The organism is Halomonas sp. SSL-5 (genome assembly GCF_030708455.1).
Lineage (GTDB): Bacteria > Pseudomonadota > Gammaproteobacteria > Pseudomonadales > Halomonadaceae > Halomonas.
Genome location: NZ_JAUYWF010000007.1, coordinates 102189 through 122011 on the forward strand (window position 1 = coordinate 102189; position 19823 = coordinate 122011).

At 67.2% G+C, this 19823-nt stretch carries 21 protein-coding genes; 10 read left to right on the forward strand and 11 right to left on the reverse strand.

The window, feature by feature from the left end; translation table 11 throughout:
• Nucleotides 1–13: 13 nt before the first annotated feature.
• From rfaH to RAN53_RS09815, 5 genes are all read left to right on the forward strand, one after another.
• The gene (gene rfaH, locus RAN53_RS09795; RefSeq protein ID WP_305796636.1) at nucleotides 14–547 is read left to right on the forward strand and encodes a transcription/translation regulatory transformer protein RfaH; all 534 of its coding nucleotides are present in this window, start codon (nucleotides 14–16) and stop codon (nucleotides 545–547) included.
• A gap of 55 nt (nucleotides 548–602) precedes the next feature.
• Nucleotides 603–1109: an FKBP-type peptidyl-prolyl cis-trans isomerase gene (locus tag RAN53_RS09800; protein WP_305796637.1), complete on the forward strand. Its 507-nt coding sequence runs from the start codon at nucleotides 603–605 to the stop codon at nucleotides 1107–1109.
• Between the two features lie 129 nt (nucleotides 1110–1238).
• Nucleotides 1239–1349: a cytochrome c oxidase subunit CcoM gene (gene ccoM, locus RAN53_RS09805; RefSeq protein ID WP_305796638.1), complete on the forward strand. Its 111-nt coding sequence runs from the start codon at nucleotides 1239–1241 to the stop codon at nucleotides 1347–1349.
• A gap of 229 nt (nucleotides 1350–1578) precedes the next feature.
• The gene (locus RAN53_RS09810; RefSeq protein WP_305796639.1) at nucleotides 1579–2016 is read left to right on the forward strand and encodes a hypothetical protein; all 438 of its coding nucleotides are present in this window, start codon (nucleotides 1579–1581) and stop codon (nucleotides 2014–2016) included.
• Nucleotides 2016–3215 carry a PqqD family peptide modification chaperone gene (locus tag RAN53_RS09815; protein ID WP_305796640.1) on the forward strand — a complete coding sequence of 400 codons (1200 nt, stop codon included), beginning with the start codon at nucleotides 2016–2018 and terminating at the stop codon, nucleotides 3213–3215. The genes RAN53_RS09810 and RAN53_RS09815 overlap by 1 nt, the downstream gene beginning before the upstream one ends.
• A 10-nt stretch (nucleotides 3216–3225) precedes the next feature.
• Here RAN53_RS09815 and RAN53_RS09820 read toward each other — a convergent pair whose 3' ends face one another.
• Nucleotides 3226–3864, reverse strand: a complete 639-nt coding sequence (locus RAN53_RS09820; protein WP_305796641.1) for a lytic transglycosylase domain-containing protein — start codon at nucleotides 3862–3864, stop codon at nucleotides 3226–3228.
• Nucleotides 3865–3889: 25 nt separating this feature from the next.
• Nucleotides 3890–5614, reverse strand: coding sequence for a proline--tRNA ligase (locus tag RAN53_RS09825; protein ID WP_305796642.1), 1725 nt, complete (start codon nucleotides 5612–5614; stop codon nucleotides 3890–3892).
• A 240-nt stretch (nucleotides 5615–5854) separates the two neighbouring features.
• On the opposite strand from RAN53_RS09825, the gene RAN53_RS09830 reads away from it, so the two are divergent.
• The gene (locus RAN53_RS09830; protein ID WP_305796643.1) at nucleotides 5855–7399 is read left to right on the forward strand and encodes an acetyl-CoA hydrolase/transferase family protein; all 1545 of its coding nucleotides are present in this window, start codon (nucleotides 5855–5857) and stop codon (nucleotides 7397–7399) included.
• A 101-nt stretch (nucleotides 7400–7500) separates the two neighbouring features.
• Here RAN53_RS09830 and RAN53_RS09835 read toward each other — a convergent pair whose 3' ends face one another.
• Nucleotides 7501–8691, reverse strand: coding sequence for a vWA domain-containing protein (locus tag RAN53_RS09835; RefSeq protein ID WP_305796644.1), 1191 nt, complete (start codon nucleotides 8689–8691; stop codon nucleotides 7501–7503).
• Nucleotides 8692–8694: 3 nt separating this feature from the next.
• Nucleotides 8695–9549 (reverse strand): AAA family ATPase, encoded by an 855-nt coding sequence (locus RAN53_RS09840; RefSeq protein WP_213313138.1) that lies wholly within the window; start codon nucleotides 9547–9549, stop codon nucleotides 8695–8697.
• A 159-nt stretch (nucleotides 9550–9708) separates the two neighbouring features.
• On the opposite strand from RAN53_RS09840, the gene RAN53_RS09845 reads away from it, so the two are divergent.
• Entirely contained in the window at nucleotides 9709–10029 is a 321-nt protein-coding gene (locus RAN53_RS09845; RefSeq protein WP_305796645.1) for a cupin domain-containing protein, read from the forward strand.
• Here RAN53_RS09845 and RAN53_RS09850 read toward each other — a convergent pair.
• The 5 genes from RAN53_RS09850 to nhaD form a co-directional block, all read right to left on the reverse strand.
• Complete coding sequence (locus RAN53_RS09850; RefSeq protein ID WP_305796646.1) at nucleotides 10017–10790, reverse strand: SDR family oxidoreductase; 774 nt, start codon at nucleotides 10788–10790, stop codon at nucleotides 10017–10019. The genes RAN53_RS09845 and RAN53_RS09850 overlap by 13 nt on opposite strands.
• Nucleotides 10787–11683, reverse strand: coding sequence for an NAD(P)-dependent oxidoreductase (locus RAN53_RS09855; protein WP_305796647.1), 897 nt, complete (start codon nucleotides 11681–11683; stop codon nucleotides 10787–10789). The genes RAN53_RS09850 and RAN53_RS09855 overlap by 4 nt, the downstream gene beginning before the upstream one ends.
• A gap of 17 nt (nucleotides 11684–11700) precedes the next feature.
• Nucleotides 11701–11997 carry a type II toxin-antitoxin system RelE/ParE family toxin gene (locus RAN53_RS09860; RefSeq protein ID WP_305796648.1) on the reverse strand — a complete coding sequence of 99 codons (297 nt, stop codon included), beginning with the start codon at nucleotides 11995–11997 and terminating at the stop codon, nucleotides 11701–11703.
• A complete protein-coding gene (locus RAN53_RS09865; RefSeq protein ID WP_305796649.1) occupies nucleotides 11985–12242 on the reverse strand; it encodes a type II toxin-antitoxin system Phd/YefM family antitoxin in 258 nt (85 codons plus the stop codon). Before RAN53_RS09865 ends, RAN53_RS09860 begins: the two co-directional genes overlap by 13 nt.
• Nucleotides 12243–12371: 129 nt before the next feature.
• Entirely contained in the window at nucleotides 12372–13856 is a 1485-nt protein-coding gene (nhaD, locus tag RAN53_RS09870; RefSeq protein ID WP_305796650.1) for a sodium:proton antiporter NhaD, read from the reverse strand.
• Between the two features lie 141 nt (nucleotides 13857–13997).
• Between nhaD and RAN53_RS09875 the strand changes: the two genes are divergently transcribed.
• Genes RAN53_RS09875 through RAN53_RS09885 form a run of 3 tightly spaced genes read left to right on the forward strand, consistent with a single transcriptional unit; the run spans nucleotide 13998 to nucleotide 17519 of the window.
• Complete coding sequence (locus RAN53_RS09875) at nucleotides 13998–14837, forward strand: metallophosphoesterase (RefSeq protein ID WP_321169818.1); 840 nt, start codon at nucleotides 13998–14000, stop codon at nucleotides 14835–14837.
• Nucleotides 14834–15136, forward strand: a complete 303-nt coding sequence (locus RAN53_RS09880) for a DUF1294 domain-containing protein (RefSeq protein ID WP_305796651.1) — start codon at nucleotides 14834–14836, stop codon at nucleotides 15134–15136. Before RAN53_RS09875 ends, RAN53_RS09880 begins: the two co-directional genes overlap by 4 nt.
• Before the next feature lie 4 nt (nucleotides 15137–15140).
• Entirely contained in the window at nucleotides 15141–17519 is a 2379-nt protein-coding gene (locus tag RAN53_RS09885; RefSeq protein WP_305796652.1) for a DNA polymerase II, read from the forward strand.
• 5 nt (nucleotides 17520–17524) lie between these two features.
• Here the strand turns inward: RAN53_RS09885 and RAN53_RS09890 are convergent, their stop codons facing one another.
• Nucleotides 17525–17875 (reverse strand): carboxymuconolactone decarboxylase family protein, encoded by a 351-nt coding sequence (locus tag RAN53_RS09890; RefSeq protein ID WP_213313143.1) that lies wholly within the window; start codon nucleotides 17873–17875, stop codon nucleotides 17525–17527.
• 91 nt (nucleotides 17876–17966) lie between these two features.
• Entirely contained in the window at nucleotides 17967–19775 is a 1809-nt protein-coding gene (locus RAN53_RS09895; RefSeq protein WP_305796653.1) for an ABC transporter transmembrane domain-containing protein, read from the reverse strand.
• Between the last annotated feature and the right edge of the window lie 48 nt (nucleotides 19776–19823).

The following is a 19823-nucleotide window of genomic DNA, read 5'->3' on the forward strand; positions in this document are numbered from 1 at the left end:
TGACAGGAGTCCCATGAACGAGAGCGATGCGATCCGCGGGGAAGGCGATGCGGCCGTGCCGCGCTGGTATGTGATCCAGTGCAAGGGCGGCGAATCCTTCCGCGCCACCGAGAATCTGCTCAACCAGGGTTTCGAGGTCTTCCATCCGGTGCTCGAGGTGCAGAAGAAGCGCCGCGGCAAGCTGACCTGGGTGGCCGAGCCGCTGTTTCCCTACTACCTGTTCATCCGCCTCGACCGGTTGGTGAGCAACTGGCGTCCCATCCGTTCCACCCGCGGCGTGCTCAAGCTGGTCGGCTTCGGCGAGAGCCCCATCGCCGTGGATGACGGCCTGATCGCCGCCCTGCGCGATAATGGCAGCGAGCGCGATCGGGACGCCAACCTCTACTTCCACGCCGGCGAGGCGGTGCAGATCACCGACGGCCCCTTCAAGGAGCTGCAGGCGGTGTTCGAGAGCCACAAGGGCGAGGAGCGCGCCATCGTGCTGCTCAACCTGCTGCATCGCCAGCAGCGCCTGGAGATGCCGGTGGCCAATCTGCGCCGGAGCTGAGCCGGTCACCGCCGCCTGCATCTACCCGCCACCCCTCCCCAATCAGGAGACCCGCATGACCATTGCCCCCCAGCGTGTCGTCACCCTGCACTATGTCCTCAGCGATGCCGACGGCCGGGTCCTCGATGACTCCCGCGCCCGCCAGCAGCCCCTCGAGTACCTGCATGGCCACCACAACATCGTCGCCGGCCTGGAGCGTGCCATGGACGGCCAGGACGCCGGCGCCGAGCTGACGGTGACCCTGATGCCGGCCGAGGCCTACGGCCTGCGCGACGAGGCGCTGCAACGCGAGGTGGGGCGTGATGCCTTCCCGGTACCCGAGCTCGCGCCGGGCATGCGCTTCCAGACCCCCGGCGATGATGGCCCCGAGATCGTCACCGTCATCGAGGTGCGCGACGACAGCGTCCTGATCGACACCAACCACCCCCTGGCCGGCCACACCCTGCGCTATGCGCTTCAGGTGCTGTCGGTGCGTGATGCCACTCGTGCCGAGCTGGCCAAGGGCCACCCCCTGCCCCCCGACACCGATCACACCCAGGTCGAGGACAAGAAGCTGCCGTGAAAACTGACCTGAATCAATTACGCTCCCTCTCTCGTCAGCCCCCGGGGCGTAACTTGATTCAGGTCAGGGTTCCCCTTGCCTTCCCGGTCTACAGTGCCCTCAACACATCGAGTCGGGGAGGACACCACCATGTATCTGGATGACGCCGTAATCTTCGGGCTGGTCACCGTCGCGATGATGATCGCCTTCATGGGTGGCTGGATCGCCTTCATCTTGCGGGACCACCGCAAGAAGCACTGAAGCCAGCCGCAGCACGAGTCGTCAGGGGAGGGGGGAGTCTTTCCCCCCAGTGGGCCGACCTTCACGGGTCGGCCTTTTTTTCGTGCGTGTGATCAGCCGGTGTCGCGGTTCGGCAACGCCCGTGGAACAAATCGGCAACGCCTCTTGGGCGGCGGCATCTCGCGGCCTCAGTGGCTAGGATGAACAGTGTTCGAGCATGACACTGCTCGCCGAGCCGCAGGAGGTTCCCATGTCACACCACGATCATGAAATCGAGGCCGCCGAGACCCATCGCCGGCGTCGGCGCCGGCTCCTCGCCACCCTCGGCGTGGGACTGGCCGGTGCCTATGTTGCCCCCACGCTGTTCAGCGTCGGCCAGGCCCAGGCCTGGGACGGGCGCCGCCGTTCGCGTCCCAGCCACTCACGGCCCAGCTGGTCGCGCCCCAGCCGCTCCCGGCCCAGCCGCTACGACGGCGCCTATCGGCGGCACGAGCGGGCCCGCCAGGAGCGTCGCTATCGTCACGACGACCGCTATCGCCGGGACGATCGCTATTACTCGCGCCGGGATGACCGCTACTACTCGAGGCGTGAATACGAGCACGACCGTCGCCGGCTGCGCGATTATCGTGAAGACCCGGTGACCATCGTCGAGGATATCGTCTTCGGTCGCCCCGATCGCCGTTGGTAATGGTCGAGGCCCGGGATATTTCCCTGCCCGGCCTCGGACGCATTCTGCGCGTGCAGGAGGCGCCCGAGGTCGTCGCGGCCCTGAGCCAGGCGTTGCCCGGCTGGCCACTCTCCGTCGCGCGTGCCCGGGGCCTGGCACCGGCCATCCGCCTGCGGCGCAGTCGCGGAGGCTATCTGCAGCGCTCGCCCCAGCTGCCCCGCGGACTCGAGCTGCCGTCCCCGGCCTCGGCGGTGTGCAGCCTGATCGCGGACCTGGGCGGCGACCTGCTCGAACACGATGCCTCGCTGCTCGGCCTGCACTGCGCCAGCGTGGAGGTGGGTGGCCGCCTGGTGCTGTTTCCCGAGAGCCACCGCGCCGGCAAGAGCACCCTGGCGGTGGCCTTCGCGGCCGCCGGGTATCGGCTGTTCGGCGATGATGTGCTGGGCCTGACGCGGGAAGGAGATGGCGTGGGGCTGGGTATGGCGCCGCGTCTGCGCCTGCCGCTACCCGAGACGCTCGCCCCCGAACTGGCCGCTTACGCCGAGGCCCATGGCGGACCCGAGGATGCCCGCTACCGCTTCGTGGTGCCGGCCGGGAATTCCCTGGCTCGCCATGGGGAATCGAGTCAGGTGGGGGCACTGGTGCTGCTGGAGCGAGATGACCAGGCTAGCATTCCCGAGGTTGTCCGGCTCCAGCCGGGAGAGGGGCTGCTGCAGCTGTTCTCCCAGAACTTTGCCCGGCATGCCGCTCCCGAATCGTTGATGGCACACCTGCTGCCGCTGATGCAGCGCCTTCCCTGCCTGCTGCTGCGCTATGCCGAGCCGCTGGCAGCGGCCCGCCACCTGGGCGCCGTACTCGAGGGTGAAACGAGCGAGGTCGGCCAGGGGGAGAGCGACAGGTTCGTGGTGGCCAGGCGTGAGGCCTCGCCGCTTAGCGGTCCGGTGCCCGCGGAGCGGCGCTGGCTGGCGACTCACGAGGCGAGAAGCTACCCGCTCGGACGTGAGCTGTTCCTGATTCAACCCGCCAGCGGTGCCATTCACCGCTTGAACGCCACCGGCGAGGCGGTGTGGCGACTGCTGTGTCAGGAGCCGCTCAGCGGGGAGGAGCTGGGGGAGCTGTTGGCCGAGCACTTCGGCGCGCCGCGTGCGTCGGTCACCGAGGATGTCTGTCGCCTGCTGGCAGGCCTTGCCGATGCCGGCCTGGTGGCCGCCGCCGAGTAGCAGGCAGCACTTATCGCTGGACCGTGACGCGCTCGTCGACGGGGCGCCAGTGGCGCTGCCAGGCGCGCATCACGCGTTCCGGGTACCAGGTCTTGCCCAGGCTGCCGTTGTATCGGGCCAGGGCCCGGGTGAAATCGCCATCTTCTACCGCCAGGTAATGGGCGAGTATCGTGCAGCCATAGCGCAGGTTGCGCCACGGATCCTTGAGGTCGTCGGCGGGCAGGCCCAGTTCCCGGATCCAGAACGGCATGATCTGCATCAGCCCCACCGCACCGGCGGAGGATACCGCCTCGAACTGGAAGGCACTCTCCACCTGGATCAGGGCCAGCACCAGCTCGGGAGGCAGCCCCGCCAGCGTCGCCTCGTGATAGACCCGCCGTAGCAGCTCGCTGCGCAGCAGGGGGTCCTTCACATGGCGCGACAGCGTCGGCTCCATGGCACTGAACCACTGGCGTGCGGCCCACACCTCGGCCGGGGCGCGAGACCCGGAAAGTGCCTCGTCGAGGGTGGTGCGCAGCGTATGCGGGGTATCCGGCAGCGGCTGGACCAGCAACGATCGACCCTCGGCCGCGAGGGACGCAAGGAAGTCTCGCTCATCGGCCTCGGCACCCGCCGCGAGCAGGATGCTTGCCGCCAGGGCGGCAAGCAAGCGGCGCGTCCTGGCCGAGGTGAAACTAGCCGAGCCGAATCGTCTTGCGCAGGAAGTCGAGGATCTCCCCGGCCGGTACCATGGTGGCATCGCTGTCACGGCGTCCCTTGTATTCCAGTTCACCCTTGTCCAGTCCGCGATCCCCGACCACCAGGCGATGGGGCAGGCCCATCAGCTCGTGGTCGGCGAACTTCACGCCGGGGCGCAGGTCGCGGTCGTCCAGCAGCACCTCGAAGCCGGCGGCGGTCAGCTCGGCGTAGAGCTTCTCCGACTCCTCGCGCACGCGCTGCGACTTGTGGGCATTCATCGGCACCAGCGCGAGGTGGAAGGGCGCGATGGGGTCGGGCCAGATGATGCCGGCGGCGTCGTGGTTCTGCTCGATGGCAGCCGCCACCACGCGGGTCACCCCGATACCATAGCAGCCCATCCAGGGATGGATGGCACGACCTTCGTCGCCCAGCACGGTGGCGTTCATCGCCTCGCTGTACTTGCGCCCCAGCTGGAAGACGTGCCCCACCTCGATGCCACGCTTGATGGAGAGCGTGCCCTGACCATCCGGCGAGGGGTCGCCCTCCACCACGTTGCGGATGTCGGCCACCTTGGGCAGCGCCACATCGCGCTCCCAGTTGATGCCGAAGTAGTGCTTGCCGTCGATGTTGGCGCCGGCGCCGAAGTCGCCCATCAGCGCCACGCTGCGATCGATGATCACCGGCATGTCGAGGTTGACCGGACCCAGGGAGCCGGGGCCGGCACCCACCACGGCGCGGATCTCCTCCTCGCTTGCCATGGTCAGCGGGGCGGCCACCTCGGGGAGGTTCTCGGCCTTCACCTCGTTGAGCTCGTGGTCGCCACGCACCAGCAGGGCGATCAGGCCGCCCTCGGCGGCGTGGACCATCAGCGTCTTGATCGTCTTCTCGATGGGCAGGCCGTGCTGCTCCACCAGGGCGGCGATGGTTTTGGCATCCGGTGTATCCACCAGGCGCAGCTCCTCGCCGGGCGTGGGGCGCCGGGCATCGCTGCCCAGCGGTGCCGGCAGCGCCTCGGCCTTCTCCATATTGGCCGCGTAGTCGGAGCCGGTGGAGAAGACGATGTCGTCCTCGCCGGAGTCGGCCAGCACGTGGAACTCATGGGAGCCGGTGCCGCCGATGGCGCCGTTGTCGGCGATCACCGGGCGGAAATCCAGCCCTAGGCGGGTGAAGATCCGCGTGTAGGCGTCATACATCGACTGGTAGGTCTCCTTGAGGGAGTCCTCATCGACGTGGAAGGAGTAGGCGTCCTTCATGATGAACTCGCGAGAGCGCATCACGCCGAAGCGCGGGCGGATCTCGTCGCGGAACTTGGTCTGGATCTGGTAGAAGTTGGTCGGCAGCTGCTTGTAGCTGGAGATCTCCTTGCGCACCAGGTCGGTGATCACTTCCTCGTGGGTGGGGCCCACGCAGTAGTCACGATCGTGGCGGTCCTTGAGACGCAGCAGCTCGGGGCCGTACTGCTCCCAGCGGCCGGACTCCTGCCACAGCTCGGCGGGCTGGACCGCCGGCATCAGCACCTCCTGGGCGCCGGCGCGATCCATCTCCTCGCGCACGATGCGCTCCACCTTGCGCAGGGTCTTGAGCCCCAGCGGCAGCCAGGTATAGAGGCCGGAGGTGAGGCGGCGGATCATGCCTGAACGCAGCATCAGCTGGTGGCTGATGACTTCCGCATCGGCGGGGGTTTCCTTCAGGGTGGCGATCAGCATCTGGGTGGCGCGCATGGGTCCGGCGTGTCCTCGGTGGTCAAACGGGATGGCCGCAAGGGCGGCGATGATGCAGGCATTGTACGGTGAACCCACGGGCGCGGCAAAAGCCGGCGCGCCGCGAGCCGGAAGCCTGGCAGGCCTTGAGTGGAATCAAGTTGATCATGCTTATGTCTAGCAAGCTAAATGAAAGCATGGAATCATCATGCCGTGATCTAATCCTGCGGCCCCCGCCGCCGATCGTGAAAGGAGACGACCTTGGACAAGCTGGACAGGAATTCCCTCGAGGCGCGCTGCCGTTGGCCCGGCTGGCAGGACAAGCTGCGCACCGCCGAACAGGCCGCGGCGCTGATCGAGGATGGCATGACGGTGGGCATGAGCGGCTTCACCCGGGCCGGAGAGGCCAAGGAGGTGCCGCGGGCCCTGGCCGAGCGTGCCGCCCTGGACCCGCTCTCGATCACCCTGATGACCGGGGCCTCGCTGGGCAACGACCTGGACAAGCTGCTCACCGATGCCAACGTGCTGTCGCGGCGCATGCCCTTCCAGGTCGACGCCACCCTGCGCCGGGCGATCAACGACGGCCGGGTGATGTTTATCGACCAGCACCTCTCCGAGACGGTGGAGCTGCTGCGCAATCGCCAGCTCGCCGAGCTCGACGTGGCAGTGGTGGAAGCCTGTGCCATCACCGAGGAGGGCGGTATCGTGCCCACCACCTCGGTAGGCAACTCGGCCAGCTACGCGATCCTCGCCGACAAGGTGATCATCGAGCTCAACCTCGACTCGCCCGCCGAGCTGGAGGGGCTGCACGATATCTATATCCCCCAGATGCGGCCCACGCGCCCACCGATTCCGGTGGTGGCGCCGGACTCGCGCATCGGCACGCCCTATATACCGATCGATCCGGAGAAGATCGCCGCCATCGTCGTCACCCGGGGCAAGGACAGTCCCTCCACGGTGTTGCCACCGGACGCCGATACCCGACATATCGCCGATCACCTGATCCGCTTCTTCTCCGATGAGGTGAGTGCCGGGCGTCTGGCCCCCTCCCTGCTGCCGCTCCAGGCCGGCATCGGCACCATGGCCAACGCGGTTATGAGCGGGCTGGCCGAGGGTCCCTTCGAGCACCTCACGATGTACTCCGAGGTGCTGCAGGATTCCACCTTCGACCTGCTGGATGCCGGCAAGCTCGACTTCGCCTCCGGCTGCTCCATCACCCTCTCCGAGGCGTGTGGCGAGCGGGTCTGGTCGAACCTGGATGCCTATCGCGATCGCCTGGTCCTGCGCCCCCAGGAGCTCTCCAACCACCCGGGCATCGTGCGCCGTCTGGGCATCATCGCCGTCAACACGGCGCTGGAGGTGGATATCTACGGCAACGTCAACTCCACCCATGTGGGCGGCACCAGGATGATGAACGGCATCGGTGGTTCCGGTGACTTCGCCCGCAACGCCCAGCTCTCGGTGTTCGTCACCAAGTCGGTGGCCAAGGGCGGCGATCTCTCAAGTGTGGTGCCCTTCGTCAGCCACGTGGACCACACCGAACATGATGTTGACGTGCTGGTGACAGAGCATGGGCTGGCCGACCTGCGTGGCCTGGCGCCGCGGGAGCGCGCCGAGCGCATCATCGAGCAGTGTGCCGATCCGCGCTATCGCCCGGCGCTGCGTCGCTATTTCGAGGAGGCCTGTCGGCGTGGCGGTCACACGCCGCACTGCCTGGAGCAGGCGCTGTCGTGGCATATCGCCGTGGAGCGCGATGGCCATATGCGCAGCCTCCAGGAGCAGGACGCCGAGACCGTGGGCGCCTGACTGCCGGGCTCGCCTCAAGCAGCCCCCTCCCGGCAAACCGATGCCGCCATATACCCCAGGGGCGATATGGCGGCTTAATAGCCCCCGAGGGCTATATGGTCCTACCGGGCCAGCTCCCGCATGGCGTTCTCCAGCCCCTCAAGGGTCATGGGATACATGCGGTCATCGATCAGCTGGCGGATCAGATGGGTGGAGTGGGTGTAGTCCCAGGCGCGCGGCGGCATGGGGTTTAGCCAGGCCAGGCGCGGGAACTTGTCCGCCAGGCGCTTGAGCCACACGGCCCCGGCCTCGTCGTTGAAGTGCTCCACGCTGCCGCCGGGATGGGTGATCTCGTACGGTGACATGGCGGCGTCACCGACGATCACCACCTGGTAGTCATCGCCATAGGTGTGCAATACATCCAGGGTGGGGATGCGCTCGTCGGCGCGGCGCTTATGGCTCTGGGCATTGCTGCGCCATAGCCCTTCATAGGGGCAGTTATGGAAGTAGTAGGCCTCCAGGTGCTTGAACTCCGAGCGCGCCGCCGAGAAGAGCTCCTCGCAGGTGCGGATATGGTCATCCATGGAGCCGCCCACATCGAGCAGCAGCAGCACCTTCACCGCATTGTGGCGCTCCGGGCGCATCTGCACGTTGAGCAGGCCGGCGTCCCGGGCCGTCTCGCGGATGGTGGCGTCGACATCGAACTCTTCCGCCGCCCCCTGGCGGGCGAACTTGCGCAGCCGGCGCAGCGCCATCTTGATATTGCGGGTGCCCAGTTCCAGGGAGTCGTCGTAGTCGCGGAAGCGGCGCTCGTCCCATACCTTCACCGCGCGGCGGTGGCGTGAGCCATCCTGGCCGACGCGGATCCCCTCGGGGTTGTAGCCATAAGCGCCGAAGGGGCTGGTGCCGCCGGTACCGATCCACTTGTTGCCGCCGGCGTGGCGCTCCTTCTGCTCCTCGAGGCGCTGCTTGAAGGTCTCGATCAGTTTCTCGAGCCCGCCCAGGGACTCGATCTGCGCCTTCTCCTCCGCGGAGAGCTGCTTCTCGAACTCCCGGCGCAGCCAGTCGTCGGGGATCAGCGCCTCGATGGCGGCGTCGAGGTTCTCGAGCCCCTCGAACCAGGCGGCGAAGGCGCGATCGAAGCGGTCGAAGTGGCGCTCATCCTTGACCATCACGGTGCGGGCGATGCGGTAGAAGGCCTCCATGTCGGCGAACACCACGCCGCGCTCCACCACCGCGTGGAGGTCGAGCAGCTCGCGCAGCGATACCGGCACCCCGGCGCGCTTGAGGGTCTCGAACAGGCCGATAAACATGGGTCAGCGCCTCTGGTTGCCCTGGCGGCGCATCATGAACGCCAGCCGCTCCAGTAACTGCGTATCCTGCTCGTTCTTGACCAGTGCCCCGGCCAGCGGCGGGATCGCCTTGGCGGGGTCGCGCTGGTAGAGCGCCTCCCGGGCCAGGTCGTCGGCCATCAACAGCTTCAGCCAGTCCACCAGCTCCGAGGTCGAGGGCTTCTTCTTGAGTCCTGGCGCCTGGCGCAGCTCGAAGAACACCTCCAGCGCCTCACCGACCAGCTTCGGGGCGATCTCGGGGAAGTGCACGTCGACGATCGCCTGCATGGTCTCGCGGTCGGGGAATTCGATGTAGTGGAAGAAGCAGCGGCGCAGGAAGGCGTCGGGGAGCTCCTTCTCGTTGTTGGAGGTGATGACGATGATCGGGCGGTGTTTCGCGCGGATGGTCTCGCCGGTCTCGTAGACATGGAACTCCATGCGATCCAGCTCCTGGAGCAGGTCGTTGGGGAATTCGATGTCGGCCTTATCGATCTCGTCGATCAGTAGCACCACCCGCTCGTCGGCGGTGAAGGCGTCCCACAGCTTGCCGGGCTTGATGTAGTTGGCGACGTTCTCCACCCCCTCGACCCCGAGTTGGGAGTCGCGCAGGCGGCTCACCGCATCGTACTCGTAGAGCCCCTGGGCCGCCTTGGTGGAGGACTTGATATGCCAGGTGTGCAGCTCGGTACCTAATGATGCCGCCAGCTCCTCGGCGAGCAGGGTCTTGCCGGTGCCCGGCTCGCCCTTGATCAGCAGCGGACGCTCCAGGGTCACGGCGGCGTTGACCGCCTGCTTGAGGGCCTCGGTGGCCACATAGGTGGAAGTGGAATCAAACGCCATGAGTCTTGCCTCGGCTTGTCGTCAGCGGGTCAATGGGATTCGAACGAGTGTACGGAAGGGCAGTGGCGGGGACAAATGCCTGGTTGACGGCATCGGATCGGCGGCGGCGAGTCGGTTAGGATATCGACCAGGTGCACGAAGACAGAAGGAGCCTGCGGCATGACCGACAACCTGTTCGCCTCGATCCCCCTCACCCTGGAGGCGGAGCAGTTCGATGAGCTGGCGGTCGGCAGGGACGTGCGCATCGAGCGCATCGTCTCCCGTGGCCACACCTCGCCGGAGGAGGACTGGTACGACCAGGCGCAGCAAGAGTGGGTCACGGTGCTGCAGGGACGCGCGGTGCTGGCTTTCGCCTCGGGGGAGGAGGTCGCGCTGGGCCCTGGCGATCATCTGACGATACCGGCGCACTGCCGACACCGTGTGAAGTGGACGGATCCGCAGCAGGTGACCGTCTGGCTGGCGGTGCACTATTCCGCGTAGAACATCCGCCGGGTCATGCCGCCGTCCACCACCAGGTTCTGGCCGGTAATGAAGCCCGCCTCGTCGGAGAGCAGGAAGGCCGCCATGGCGGCGATATCCTCGGGGCGCCCCACGCGCCCCACGCGCCCGACCGGGTGCTGGTCGCGGTCGATATCGCGATGCTCGACGGGCGTGCGCCTGGCCGCCTTCTGCCGGTCGCCGACCTCGATCCACCCCGGGCTGATGGCGTTGACGCGGATCTCGGGGCCCAGGCTCACCGCGAGGGCGTGGGTGAGCGCCACCACGCCGCCCTTGCTGGCGGCATAGGCCTCGGTATCGGGTTCCGACTGCAGCGCCCGGGTGGAGGCCATCAGTACGATGGCGCCGCGGCTTGTGCGCAGGTGGGGCGCGGCGTGCTTGGCACAGAGCATCGCCCCGGTAAGGTTGGTGTCGAGGTAGGCCTGCCAGGTGTCGAGAGTCAGCGTCTCCACCGGGCCCTGGAAGGGGCCGGCCAGGCCGGCATTGTGGATCACGCCGTCGAGCCGGCCGAAGAGGGCCACCGTCCTGTCGAGGCTCTCGGCCACCTGGCGCTCGTCGCGCACGTCCGAGACCATGGCAAGCAGGCGATCGGGATGTGCGAGGCGCTCGCGGCACTCGGCCACCGCCTCGGCGTCGATATCGGTCAGCGCTACGCGGTAGCCGCGGCCCAGCAGGTGCTCGGCGATACCCAGGCCGATGCCCTGGGCGCCGCCGGTGAGATAGATCACGCGAGGTTCGCTCATGCGTCGCTCTCCTTGCGGGCGGGGCGGTAGGCCTCCACCAGGGTCGCGGGGTCGTGTTCGGCATGGCCGCGGGTGGCGTGGGCGCGCAGCAGCTGGGCGGCCAGGCCACTCATGGGGGTGGCACTGGCGCTGCGGCGGCTCTGGGCCACCGCCATGTCCAGGTCCTTGAGCAGGGTACGCAGGTGCCAGGGCGGGTCGGCGAAGTCGCTCGCCGCCATGCGCGGGGTGAGGATCCGGAAGGGGGTGGAGTCCGCGAAGCCGCCGGCCAGCGCCTCGGTCAACCGGCCGGCCTCCACCCCGCTGGCCTCGGCGAGGGCTACCATCTCGGCGAGCACTGCGGCCTGGCAGCCCACCACCATCTGGTTGCACACCTTGGTGACCTGGCCAGCGCCCACCGGGCCCATATGGGTCACCCGCGAGGCCAGCGGGGCGAGCAGCGGGCGCAGGGCGTCGATCCGCGCCGCCTCGCCGCCGGCCATCATCACCAGGCTCCCCGCCTCGGCGCCGGCCACGCCCCCGGAGACGGGGCAGTCGACCCACCTCATGCCACACCGCGCCTCGAGCCGGGTGGCGAAGTCGCGGGTGGCCTCGGGGTCGCTGCTCGAGAAGTCGATCAAGGTCTGGCCCTGGCGGCCGTGCTCCGCTACGCCGCCCTCGCCGAGCACCACGGTTTCCACCACCTCGGTATTGGCCAGGCAGAGCATCACCACGTCCACACCCTGCACCAGCTCGCCGATGGAGCCGGCCACCCTGGCACCGGTGCTGCCCAACGTCTCCGCCTTGGCGGGTGTGCGGTTCCAGACGGTGACCTCGAAGCCGGCGTCGAGCAGGCGGCGGGTCATGGGGTCGCCCATCAGGCCGAGGCCGATGAAGCCGAGCGTGGGGTGGGGCATGAGGTTCACCTCGAGAATCACTTCAATAGATAGGCCCTGAGCAGCCGCTCTTCGCGCATGACGTGCAGAATCAAGACCCGCTCACCATCAAGGCGATAGAAGATGCGACATGGCGTCACGACCACTTCCCGGTAGACGGAGTCGGAGAGTTCCGGTGGTACACGGCCTGACTGGGGGAAGCGTTCCAGGCGGTCGGTGGCGGCAAAGATGGCATGAACCAACCGTCGAGCGGCCGCGGGGTTGTCCAGGGCGATGTAGTCGGCGACGTCCTCCATGTCGAGGAGGGCTGGCTCGGTCCAAACTACTTCAGCCATCTGCCCAGCCTTTCCTTCGCCTCCGACTGGGTGAGCGTCCGTTTCTCAAGGGCCGCTCGCTCACCTCGGGAGAGTCCCTCCAGCAGTGCCATTCGGCGCTGCATCAGCTCGTAGTCATTCACGTCGACGAGATAGGCGGACGGCCTGCCGTGCTCGGTGATCATCACCGGCTCCTTGGAGTGGTGCAGTTCGGCCAGAATGCGGGTGGCCTGGCGTTTCAGGTTGGTAACCAGTTCGACTTTCACCGGCGTTATCCTCGAAATCCACTGTGTAGTGATACTATAGTGCCACTTCTTGGGCTTGGCAAAGCGGTCTGCCGGGTTGCACAACGCAGAAGGCCGCCCGAAGGCGGCCTTCTGTTAGCAACTTCGGCACTACCCGTAGACCTGGAAGCTCCCGGCATTGAGCCACAGGTGCACCAGGATGCTGGCGACATAGCCCAGGGCGATCACCGGCGCCCAGCGCAGGTGGCCGGCGAAGGTGTAGTAGCCGCGGGCCTGACCCATCAGCGCCACCCCGGCGGCGGAGCCGATGGAGAGCAGGCTGCCACCGACGCCGGCGGTCAGGGTGATCAGCAGCCAGTGGCCGTGGGACATCTCCGGCTGCATGGTCAGCACCGCAAACATCACCGGGATGTTGTCCACCACCGCCGAGATCAGGCCCAGGGCGATGTTGGCCCAGGTGGCGTCCCAGCCGGTGTAGAGCGCCTCGGATAGCAGGCCGAGATAGCCCATGAACCCCAGGCCCCCCACACACATGACCACGCCGTAGAAGAACAGCAGGGTGTCCCACTCGGCCCGGGCGACACGGTTGAAGACATCGAAGGGCACCACGCTACCCAGCTGGGCCAGGCGCTTGTCGTCGCCCAGGCGCGTGTAGCGGGCGCGCTTACGCTCCAGTGAGCGGGGCAGGGTACGGCGCAGGAAGAAGCCGAAGAACTGCAGGTAGCCCAGGCCCGTCATCATGCCCAGTACCGGAGGCAGGTGCAGCAGGCTGTGGCAGGCCACGGCGGTAGCCACGGTCAGCAGGAAGAGCAGCACGATGCGGCGAGCGCCACGCTTGAGTTCCACCTCCTCCTGAACGCCCTCCGGGGTGCGATTGCCGATAAACAGGCTCATGGCGATGGCGGGTACCAGGAAGTTGACCAGCGATGGGCCAAGCAGGGCGAAGAACTCGTAGAACTTGACCATGCCGGCCTGCCACACCATCAGGGTGGTGATATCGCCGAAGGGGCTGAAGGCGCCGCCGGCGTTGGCCGCTACTACGATATTGATGCACGCCATGTTGATGAAACGCTTGTCACCCTCGGCCACCTTGATCACCACCGCGCACATCAGCATGGCGGTGGTCAGGTTGTCGGCGATGGGGGAGATCACGAAGGCCAGGCCGCCGGTGATCCAGAACAGCTGGCGATAGCTGAAGCCCTTGCGCACCATCCAGGCGCGCAGGGCGTCGAACACCCGGCGCTCCTCCATGGCGTTGATGTAGGTCATCGCCACCAGCAGGAACAGCATCAGCTCGGTGAACTCGAGCAGGGTCTCGCGGAAGGCATGTTCGGCATCAGTGGGCATGCCGGCCTGCACATAGACCCAGCCGATCAGCGCCCAGATCAGGCCGGCGGCGATCAGCACCGGCTTGGACTTGCGCATATGCAGCTTCTCCTCGCCCATGACGAGTGCATAGGCGAGGATGAATAGCGCCACCGCCACGAACCCGGCAAGCGACCCGGTCAGGTCCAGGGGGCCGGTGGCGGCATGGGCGGGAGTGCCGGCGAGCAGCGCAACGGAAACGACGGACAGCAGAAGACCCGGCCGGCGGAGGTTCCGCGGCCAGGCTGAAGGGTGACAGCCGGTAGGCATGGCAGTGTGTCCTGGGAAGGAAGGGAAGGGTGGGAAAGCCCCTTCCTTATAGCACGCGATGCTGCGCTGCGGTATCGACGCGCACTTCCCAGGCCATGCCAATTCGGCATGAGCGCGATCGGGCCTGCCGGATGCCCCCGCATGAGCAGTAGAGTTTGCTCGAAGCGTGTATCACACTGCCACGAACGGTCGCTGGAAAGGGAACCGATCATGCGATTCAGGATACTTTCCGACCTGCATCTCGAATGTTTCGACAAGGAGCGAGAGTTGCCGGACAAGGCGTGCGATGTGGTGATCCTCGCCGGCGATATCTCGTGCAAGACCCGTGGTCTTGAGTGGGCGGCGAAGCGTTTCGCCGGCACACCGATACTCTATGTCCCCGGCAACCACGAGTTTTATCGGAGCAGCATGCAGCAACTGCGCAGGGAGCTGGAGGTCGAGGCAGACCGTCTCGGTATCCATCTGCTCGACAACCGCACCCTGACCCTGGGTGGCGTGCGTTTTCATGGTTCCACGCTATGGACCGATTTCGATCTCTATGCGGGGAAGCCGGATCACGATCCGGCACTCACCGAGGAGAGGGTGCTGGCCTTCATGCCGGATTTCCACATCATCGAGCAGCCCGACGGGGTGGTGTTCTCCCCGGCGGAGAGCCGACGCCTGCATGCCGAGGCGCTGTCCTGGCTGGAAGGGGAACTGGCACAGGCGTTCGATGGTCCGCGGGTAGTGATTAGTCACCACGCGCCCCTGGCCGAGTGTATCCCGCCCCGTTACCGCGGTGATGCGGCCTCTCCGGCCTTCGCCTCGCATCTGCCGCAGCTGATGGGCCGGATGGATCTGTGGATCCATGGCCATGTGCACGAGCCGGTGGACTTCGAATCAGGTGGTACGCGTATCATCGCCAACCCTGGCGGTTATCCTGATGAGTTCGACTTGCCCCTGTTCTCGCCCGACCTGACGGTCGAAGTGAACGTGCCATGATGTTGCTGATTGGTCTCTACCTGCTGGCGAGCCTGGTGGCCCTGGGCCTGTATGGCATCGACAAGGCCGCGGCGCGCCGGGATCGGCGACGCATCCGCGAGTCGACCCTGCATCTTGTCGCCCTGGTGGGCGGCTGGCCCGGCGCCCTGCTGGCGCGGCGCTGGTTTCGCCACAAGACGCGTAAGCAGCCCTTCGGGACGATCCTCTGGGGGTGCGTCGCCTTGAATCTCGGCGCCGTGACCTGGCTGGCCATGGCGGATTCCGCGGCGGGGCTGCGGCGACTGGTCGCCCTGGGGTAGCCCCTTGCCGAGTCGACAAGGATTCATCCTGACCCGCCACTGGCAGGATGCCGCCGAGGGCATCCGGGTATGGCTGTGGCTGGCCACCGACGAGGGGCCACTGTGCGTCACCCTGCCGGTGCAGCACGCGGTAGCCTTCCTGCCGGCTGTGCAGCGTGCCGAGGCCGAATCGGTGGTCGGTAGCGAACCGGGCCTCGAGCTGCGTGGCCTCGAGATGAAAGACTTTCGGCACCGGCCGGTCCTTGGGCTATATGCGCGACACTATCGTCAGCTGCAGGCGGCGGAGCGTCGCCTGCAGGAGGTTGGCGTCACGCTCCACGAGGCCGACATCCGTCCCCCGGAGCGCTATCTGATGGAGCGGTTTATCACCGCGCCCGTTCAGGTGCAGGGGTCTCTGGACGGAGAGGGTGGCCTGGTCGAGGCGCGCCTGCGCCCGGCCCCCGACTACCGCCCGCGCCTGCGCACGGTCTCGCTGGATATCGAGACCAGCGCCCGGGGCGAGCTCTACTCCATTGCCCTGGAAGGCTGTGGGCAGCGCCAGGTCTACATGCTGGGGCCGGCCAACGGTGAGTCAGGCGAGGGGGATTTTTGTCTGGACTACTGCGCCACCCGAGGCGAGCTTCTCGAACGGCTGAACGCCTGGTTCGCGGAGTTTGATCCCGATGCCATCATCGGCTGGAACCTGGTGCAGTTCGACCTGCGTCTGCTGAACGAGCATGCCCGTCAGTTGGGAGTGCCGCTGAGGCTCGGGCGCGGCGGGGCACAACTCGAGCTGCGCGCCCATGGCCACCAGCCCAGCCATCTCTTTGCCGCTGCCGAGGGGCGGCTGATCATCGATGGCATCGAGGCGCTGCGCTCGGCCACCTGGAGCTTCCCCTCCTTCAGCCTGGAGAACGTGGCCCAGACACTGCTCGGCGAGGGCAAGGTGATCGAGGATCCCTACCGGCGCCTCGACGATATCCTGCGCATGTTCGCCGAGGACAAGCCGGCGCTTGCCCGCTACAACCTCAAGGACTGTGAGCTGGTCACGCGCATCTTCGCCAGGACCGAGCTGCTGACCTTCCTGCTGGAGCGGGCCACGGTGACCGGCCTGCCCGCCGACCGCAGCGGCGGTTCGGTCGCGGCCTTTACCCACCTCTACCTGCCACGGCTGCACCGGCTGGGATGGGTGGCACCCAACCTCGGTGAGGGAGAGGCGGCCGAGAGCCCCGGTGGCTTCGTTATGGATTCCCGTCCGGGGCTTTACGATTCGGTGCTGGTGCTGGATTTCAAGAGTCTCTACCCCTCGATCATCCGCAGCTTCCTGATCGACCCGGCGGGGCTGGTGGCGGGGTTGGCCGAGCCCTCTGACGCAGCCTCGGTGCCGGGTTTTCGCGAGGCCCGCTTCTCGCGCACCCGCCATGCGCTGCCGGCCATCGTCGAGCGGGTCTGGGCGGGTCGCGAGGTGGCCAAGGCGGAGGGCAACGCGCCGCTCTCACAGGCGCTGAAGATCATCATGAACAGCTTCTACGGCGTACTGGGTTCCCGGGGCTGTCGCTTCTTCGATGCACGTCTCGCCTCGTCGATCACCCTGCGCGGGCACGAGATCATGCGACGGACGCGTGAACTGATCGAGGATAAGGGATATACCGTTATCTATGGCGACACCGACTCTACCTTCGTCTGGCTCGGGCGGGCCCGCGAGGAGGCCGACGCCGCAGCAATCGGAAAGGCACTCGTGGACCACGTCAACGCCTGGTGGCGCGACCATCTGGAGGTCGAATATGGCCTGGCCAGTGCCCTGGAGCTGCAGTTCGAGACCCACTATCGACGCTTCCTGATGCCTACCATCCGCGGTACCGAAGCGGGCAGCAAGAAGCGCTATGCCGGACTGGTGTGCGATCCAGCAGGGGAGGAGCGGATCGTCTTCAAGGGCATGGAGACGGTACGCAGCGACTGGACGCCACTGGCGCAACAGTTTCAGCGCGAGCTATACCGGCGCATTTTCCAGGATGCGCCGTACCGGGACTACGTGCGTGGCTACGTGGCTGCCTTTATCGAAGGCGCCAGAGGCACGTCGCTGGATGAGCGGCTGGTCTACCGCAAGCGTCTGCGGCGTCGCCTGGAGGAGTACCGACGCAACGTGCCGCCCCATGTTCGGGCGGCCCGCCTGGCCGATGCCGAGAATGATCGGCTGGGCCGGCCGCGCCGCTATCAGCGTGGTGGCTGGATTCGCTACGTGATCACCGTGGCCGGTCCGCAGCCTCTGGAGGCGTGGCATTCGCCCATCGATATCGACCACTACCTGAGCCGCCAGCTGCAACCCGTGGCGGATGCCATCCTGCCCTTGGTGGGCGATGACTTCGCCGCTCTGGTCGATCGCCAGCTGGGGCTGTTCGGCTAGCCCGCTCAGCCGCGCTCGGCGGCGAAGGTGTCGTAGGCTTCCAGCGCCTGGGCGCCAGTGGTGAAGGCCGGGCCGCCACCCATGTAGATACCCACGCCGATGGTCTCCATGATCTCGTCGCGGCTGGCACCGAGATCCGCGGCCGCCTTGGCGTGGAAGGCGATGCAGCCCTCGCAGCGGGTGCTGATGCCGATGGCCAGGGCCATTAGCTCTTTGTGCTTATGGGACAGGGCGCCATCGACGTTGGCCCCCTTGGCCATTTGCGTAAAGCCTTTGGCGACCTCGGGAACGCCCTTGCGTACCTCCTGCATGAGGGCAGAGAGGTCCTGGGTAGTCTTCTTCCAATCCTTGTGCATCGCGCAAACCTCAACGTGGTTATCAGGGTATTCGGTAGCGCGATATGCTAGGGTCCAGACCGATCCGCCACCGTGATCTGGGTCAACTCCCTCACCGTCCAGTGTCGGGCGGAATGTCGCACTCATGAGCCACCGGTGAACGCTTGCCGAACTGCAGCTCGGCCAGATGGCGATAGAGTGGGCTTGTCTCCATCAGCTCGGCGTGGCGACCGGCGGCGACCAGGCGCCCCTCGTCCATCACCAGCAACCGGTCGGCGGCGACCACCGTGGCCAGGCGATGGGCGATCACCAGACTGGTGCGCCCCACCATCAATCGGTCCAGCGCCTGCTGCACCAGGCGTTCGCTCTCGGCATCCAGGGCGCTGGTCGCCTCATCCAGCAGCAGCACCCGGGGGTCCTTGAGCAACGCCCGGGCAATTGCCAGGCGCTGACGCTGGCCACCGGAGAGCTGCACGCCGCCGGGGCCCAGCGGGGTGTCGAATCCCTCCGGCAGTGCGTCGATAAAGGCCAGGGCGTTGGCGTCCCGGGCCGCTGAGCGCAGCGTCTCGAGATCCGCCCCGGGGTCTCCATAGCGCAGGTTGTCGGCCACGCTGCCGGTGAAGAGCACGGGCTCCTGGGCCACCAGGCCCAGCGCCGAGCGCAGCTCGCCCGGCTCCAGGTCGCGCAGGTCTATGCCGTCCAGGCGCGCGGTGCCGGTGTCGGGATCGTGGAAACGCAGCAGTAGCGTGAGCAGGGTGCTCTTGCCCGCGCCGGAGGGGCCCACCAGCGCCACCCGCTCGCCCGGCTGGATGATCAGGTCGAAGGCTGCCAGTGCCGGGGTATCACGCCCCGGATAGGTGAAGCTCACCCCCTCCAGGCGGATCTCTCCGGTGAGCGGTCGGGGCAGCGGGACGGGACAGGCCGGTGGCGCGATGGTGGGGCGGGTATCCAGCAACTCCAGCAGGCGCTCCGCGGCCCCTGCCGCCTGCTGGACATCCCCGGCCACCTCGGCCAGGGTCGCCACGGCACCGGCCGCCAGCACCGCATAGAAGACGAAGGCCGAGAGTTCGCCGGCGGTCATGGTGCCGGCCAGCACCGCCTGGCCACCCTGCCACAGCATGATACCCACCGCGGCGAACACCGCCAGCATGGCCAGCCCCGTCAGCATGGCGCGCTGTCGGGTGCGCGTCACGGCGCTGGCGAAGGCCTCCTCGACGCGCCCGGCATAGTCGCGCCGATCGAGCGTCTCATGGGTGAAGGCCTGGACGGTGCGGATACCGGACAGGGCCTCGCCGGCATAGCGGCCGAGTTCCGCCACCCGGTCCTGGCTGACCCGGGATAGCCGCCGCACCCGTCGCCCGAACCACAGGATCGGCAGCACGGTGGCGGGGATGCCCAGCAACACGATGGCCGAGAGCCAGGGCTGGGTCACCAGCATCAGCGCCACGGCGCCGATCAGAATCAGCAGATTGCGCAGGGCCAGCGACACCGAGGAGCCGAACAGGCTCTGCAGCACGCTGGTATCGGCGGTAAGCCGCGAGGTGATCTCCCCGGCGGCCTGGCCCGGCGCCTGGGCACTCTCGAAGAAGCTCGGCTCCAGGGTCAGCAGGTGGTCGAAGACCCGGCGGCGCAGGTCCGCGGCCAGCCGCTCGCCGATCCAGGTCACCAGGTAGTAGCGTAGTGCCGAGGCCATGGCCAGCACCGTCACCACGGCGAGCATCCCCCCCAGGGTGCGCCCCAGGGCGGAGCTGTCGGCGGCCATGAAGCCACGGTCGATCACCAGGCGCAGCCCCTGGCCGAGCAGCAGCACGCTGCCGGAGGCCAGCAGCAGGGCCAGGGCGGCCAGGGTCAGGCGCCAGCGGTAGGGAGCCAGCAGGCTCAGCAGGCGCAGCAGCACCCGCGGGTCGGGGCGTGAAGGCATCGCGGATCTCGACAGGCAGGGAAGGAACGCAGCACGCGTCGACCATAG

Bases quoted from the DNA above. Each gene is read 5' to 3' on its own strand.
- rfaH (WP_305796636.1), top strand. From the start codon at position 14: ATGAACGAGAGCGATGCGATCCGCGGGGAAGGCGATGCGGCCGTGCCG.
- RAN53_RS09800 (WP_305796637.1), top strand. From the start codon at position 603: ATGACCATTGCCCCCCAGCGTGTCGTCACCCTGCACTATGTCCTCAGC.
- ccoM (WP_305796638.1), top strand. From the start codon at position 1,239: ATGTATCTGGATGACGCCGTAATCTTCGGGCTGGTCACCGTCGCGATG.
- RAN53_RS09810 (WP_305796639.1), top strand. From the start codon at position 1,579: ATGTCACACCACGATCATGAAATCGAGGCCGCCGAGACCCATCGCCGG.
- RAN53_RS09815 (WP_305796640.1), top strand. From the start codon at position 2,016: ATGGTCGAGGCCCGGGATATTTCCCTGCCCGGCCTCGGACGCATTCTG.
- RAN53_RS09825 (WP_305796642.1), bottom strand. From the start codon at position 5,614: ATGCGCGCCACCCAGATGCTGATCGCCACCCTGAAGGAAACCCCCGCC.
- RAN53_RS09835 (WP_305796644.1), bottom strand. From the start codon at position 8,691: ATGTTTATCGGCCTGTTCGAGACCCTCAAGCGCGCCGGGGTGCCGGTA.
- RAN53_RS09840 (WP_213313138.1), bottom strand. From the start codon at position 9,549: ATGGCGTTTGATTCCACTTCCACCTATGTGGCCACCGAGGCCCTCAAG.
- RAN53_RS09845 (WP_305796645.1), top strand. From the start codon at position 9,709: ATGACCGACAACCTGTTCGCCTCGATCCCCCTCACCCTGGAGGCGGAG.
- RAN53_RS09850 (WP_305796646.1), bottom strand. From the start codon at position 10,790: ATGAGCGAACCTCGCGTGATCTATCTCACCGGCGGCGCCCAGGGCATC.
- RAN53_RS09855 (WP_305796647.1), bottom strand. From the start codon at position 11,683: ATGCCCCACCCCACGCTCGGCTTCATCGGCCTCGGCCTGATGGGCGAC.
- RAN53_RS09860 (WP_305796648.1), bottom strand. From the start codon at position 11,997: ATGGCTGAAGTAGTTTGGACCGAGCCAGCCCTCCTCGACATGGAGGAC.
- nhaD (WP_305796650.1), bottom strand. From the start codon at position 13,856: ATGCCTACCGGCTGTCACCCTTCAGCCTGGCCGCGGAACCTCCGCCGG.
- RAN53_RS09875 (WP_321169818.1), top strand. From the start codon at position 13,998: ATGAGCAGTAGAGTTTGCTCGAAGCGTGTATCACACTGCCACGAACGG.
- RAN53_RS09880 (WP_305796651.1), top strand. From the start codon at position 14,834: ATGATGTTGCTGATTGGTCTCTACCTGCTGGCGAGCCTGGTGGCCCTG.
- RAN53_RS09890 (WP_213313143.1), bottom strand. From the start codon at position 17,875: ATGCACAAGGATTGGAAGAAGACTACCCAGGACCTCTCTGCCCTCATG.
- RAN53_RS09895 (WP_305796653.1), bottom strand. From the start codon at position 19,775: ATGCCTTCACGCCCCGACCCGCGGGTGCTGCTGCGCCTGCTGAGCCTG.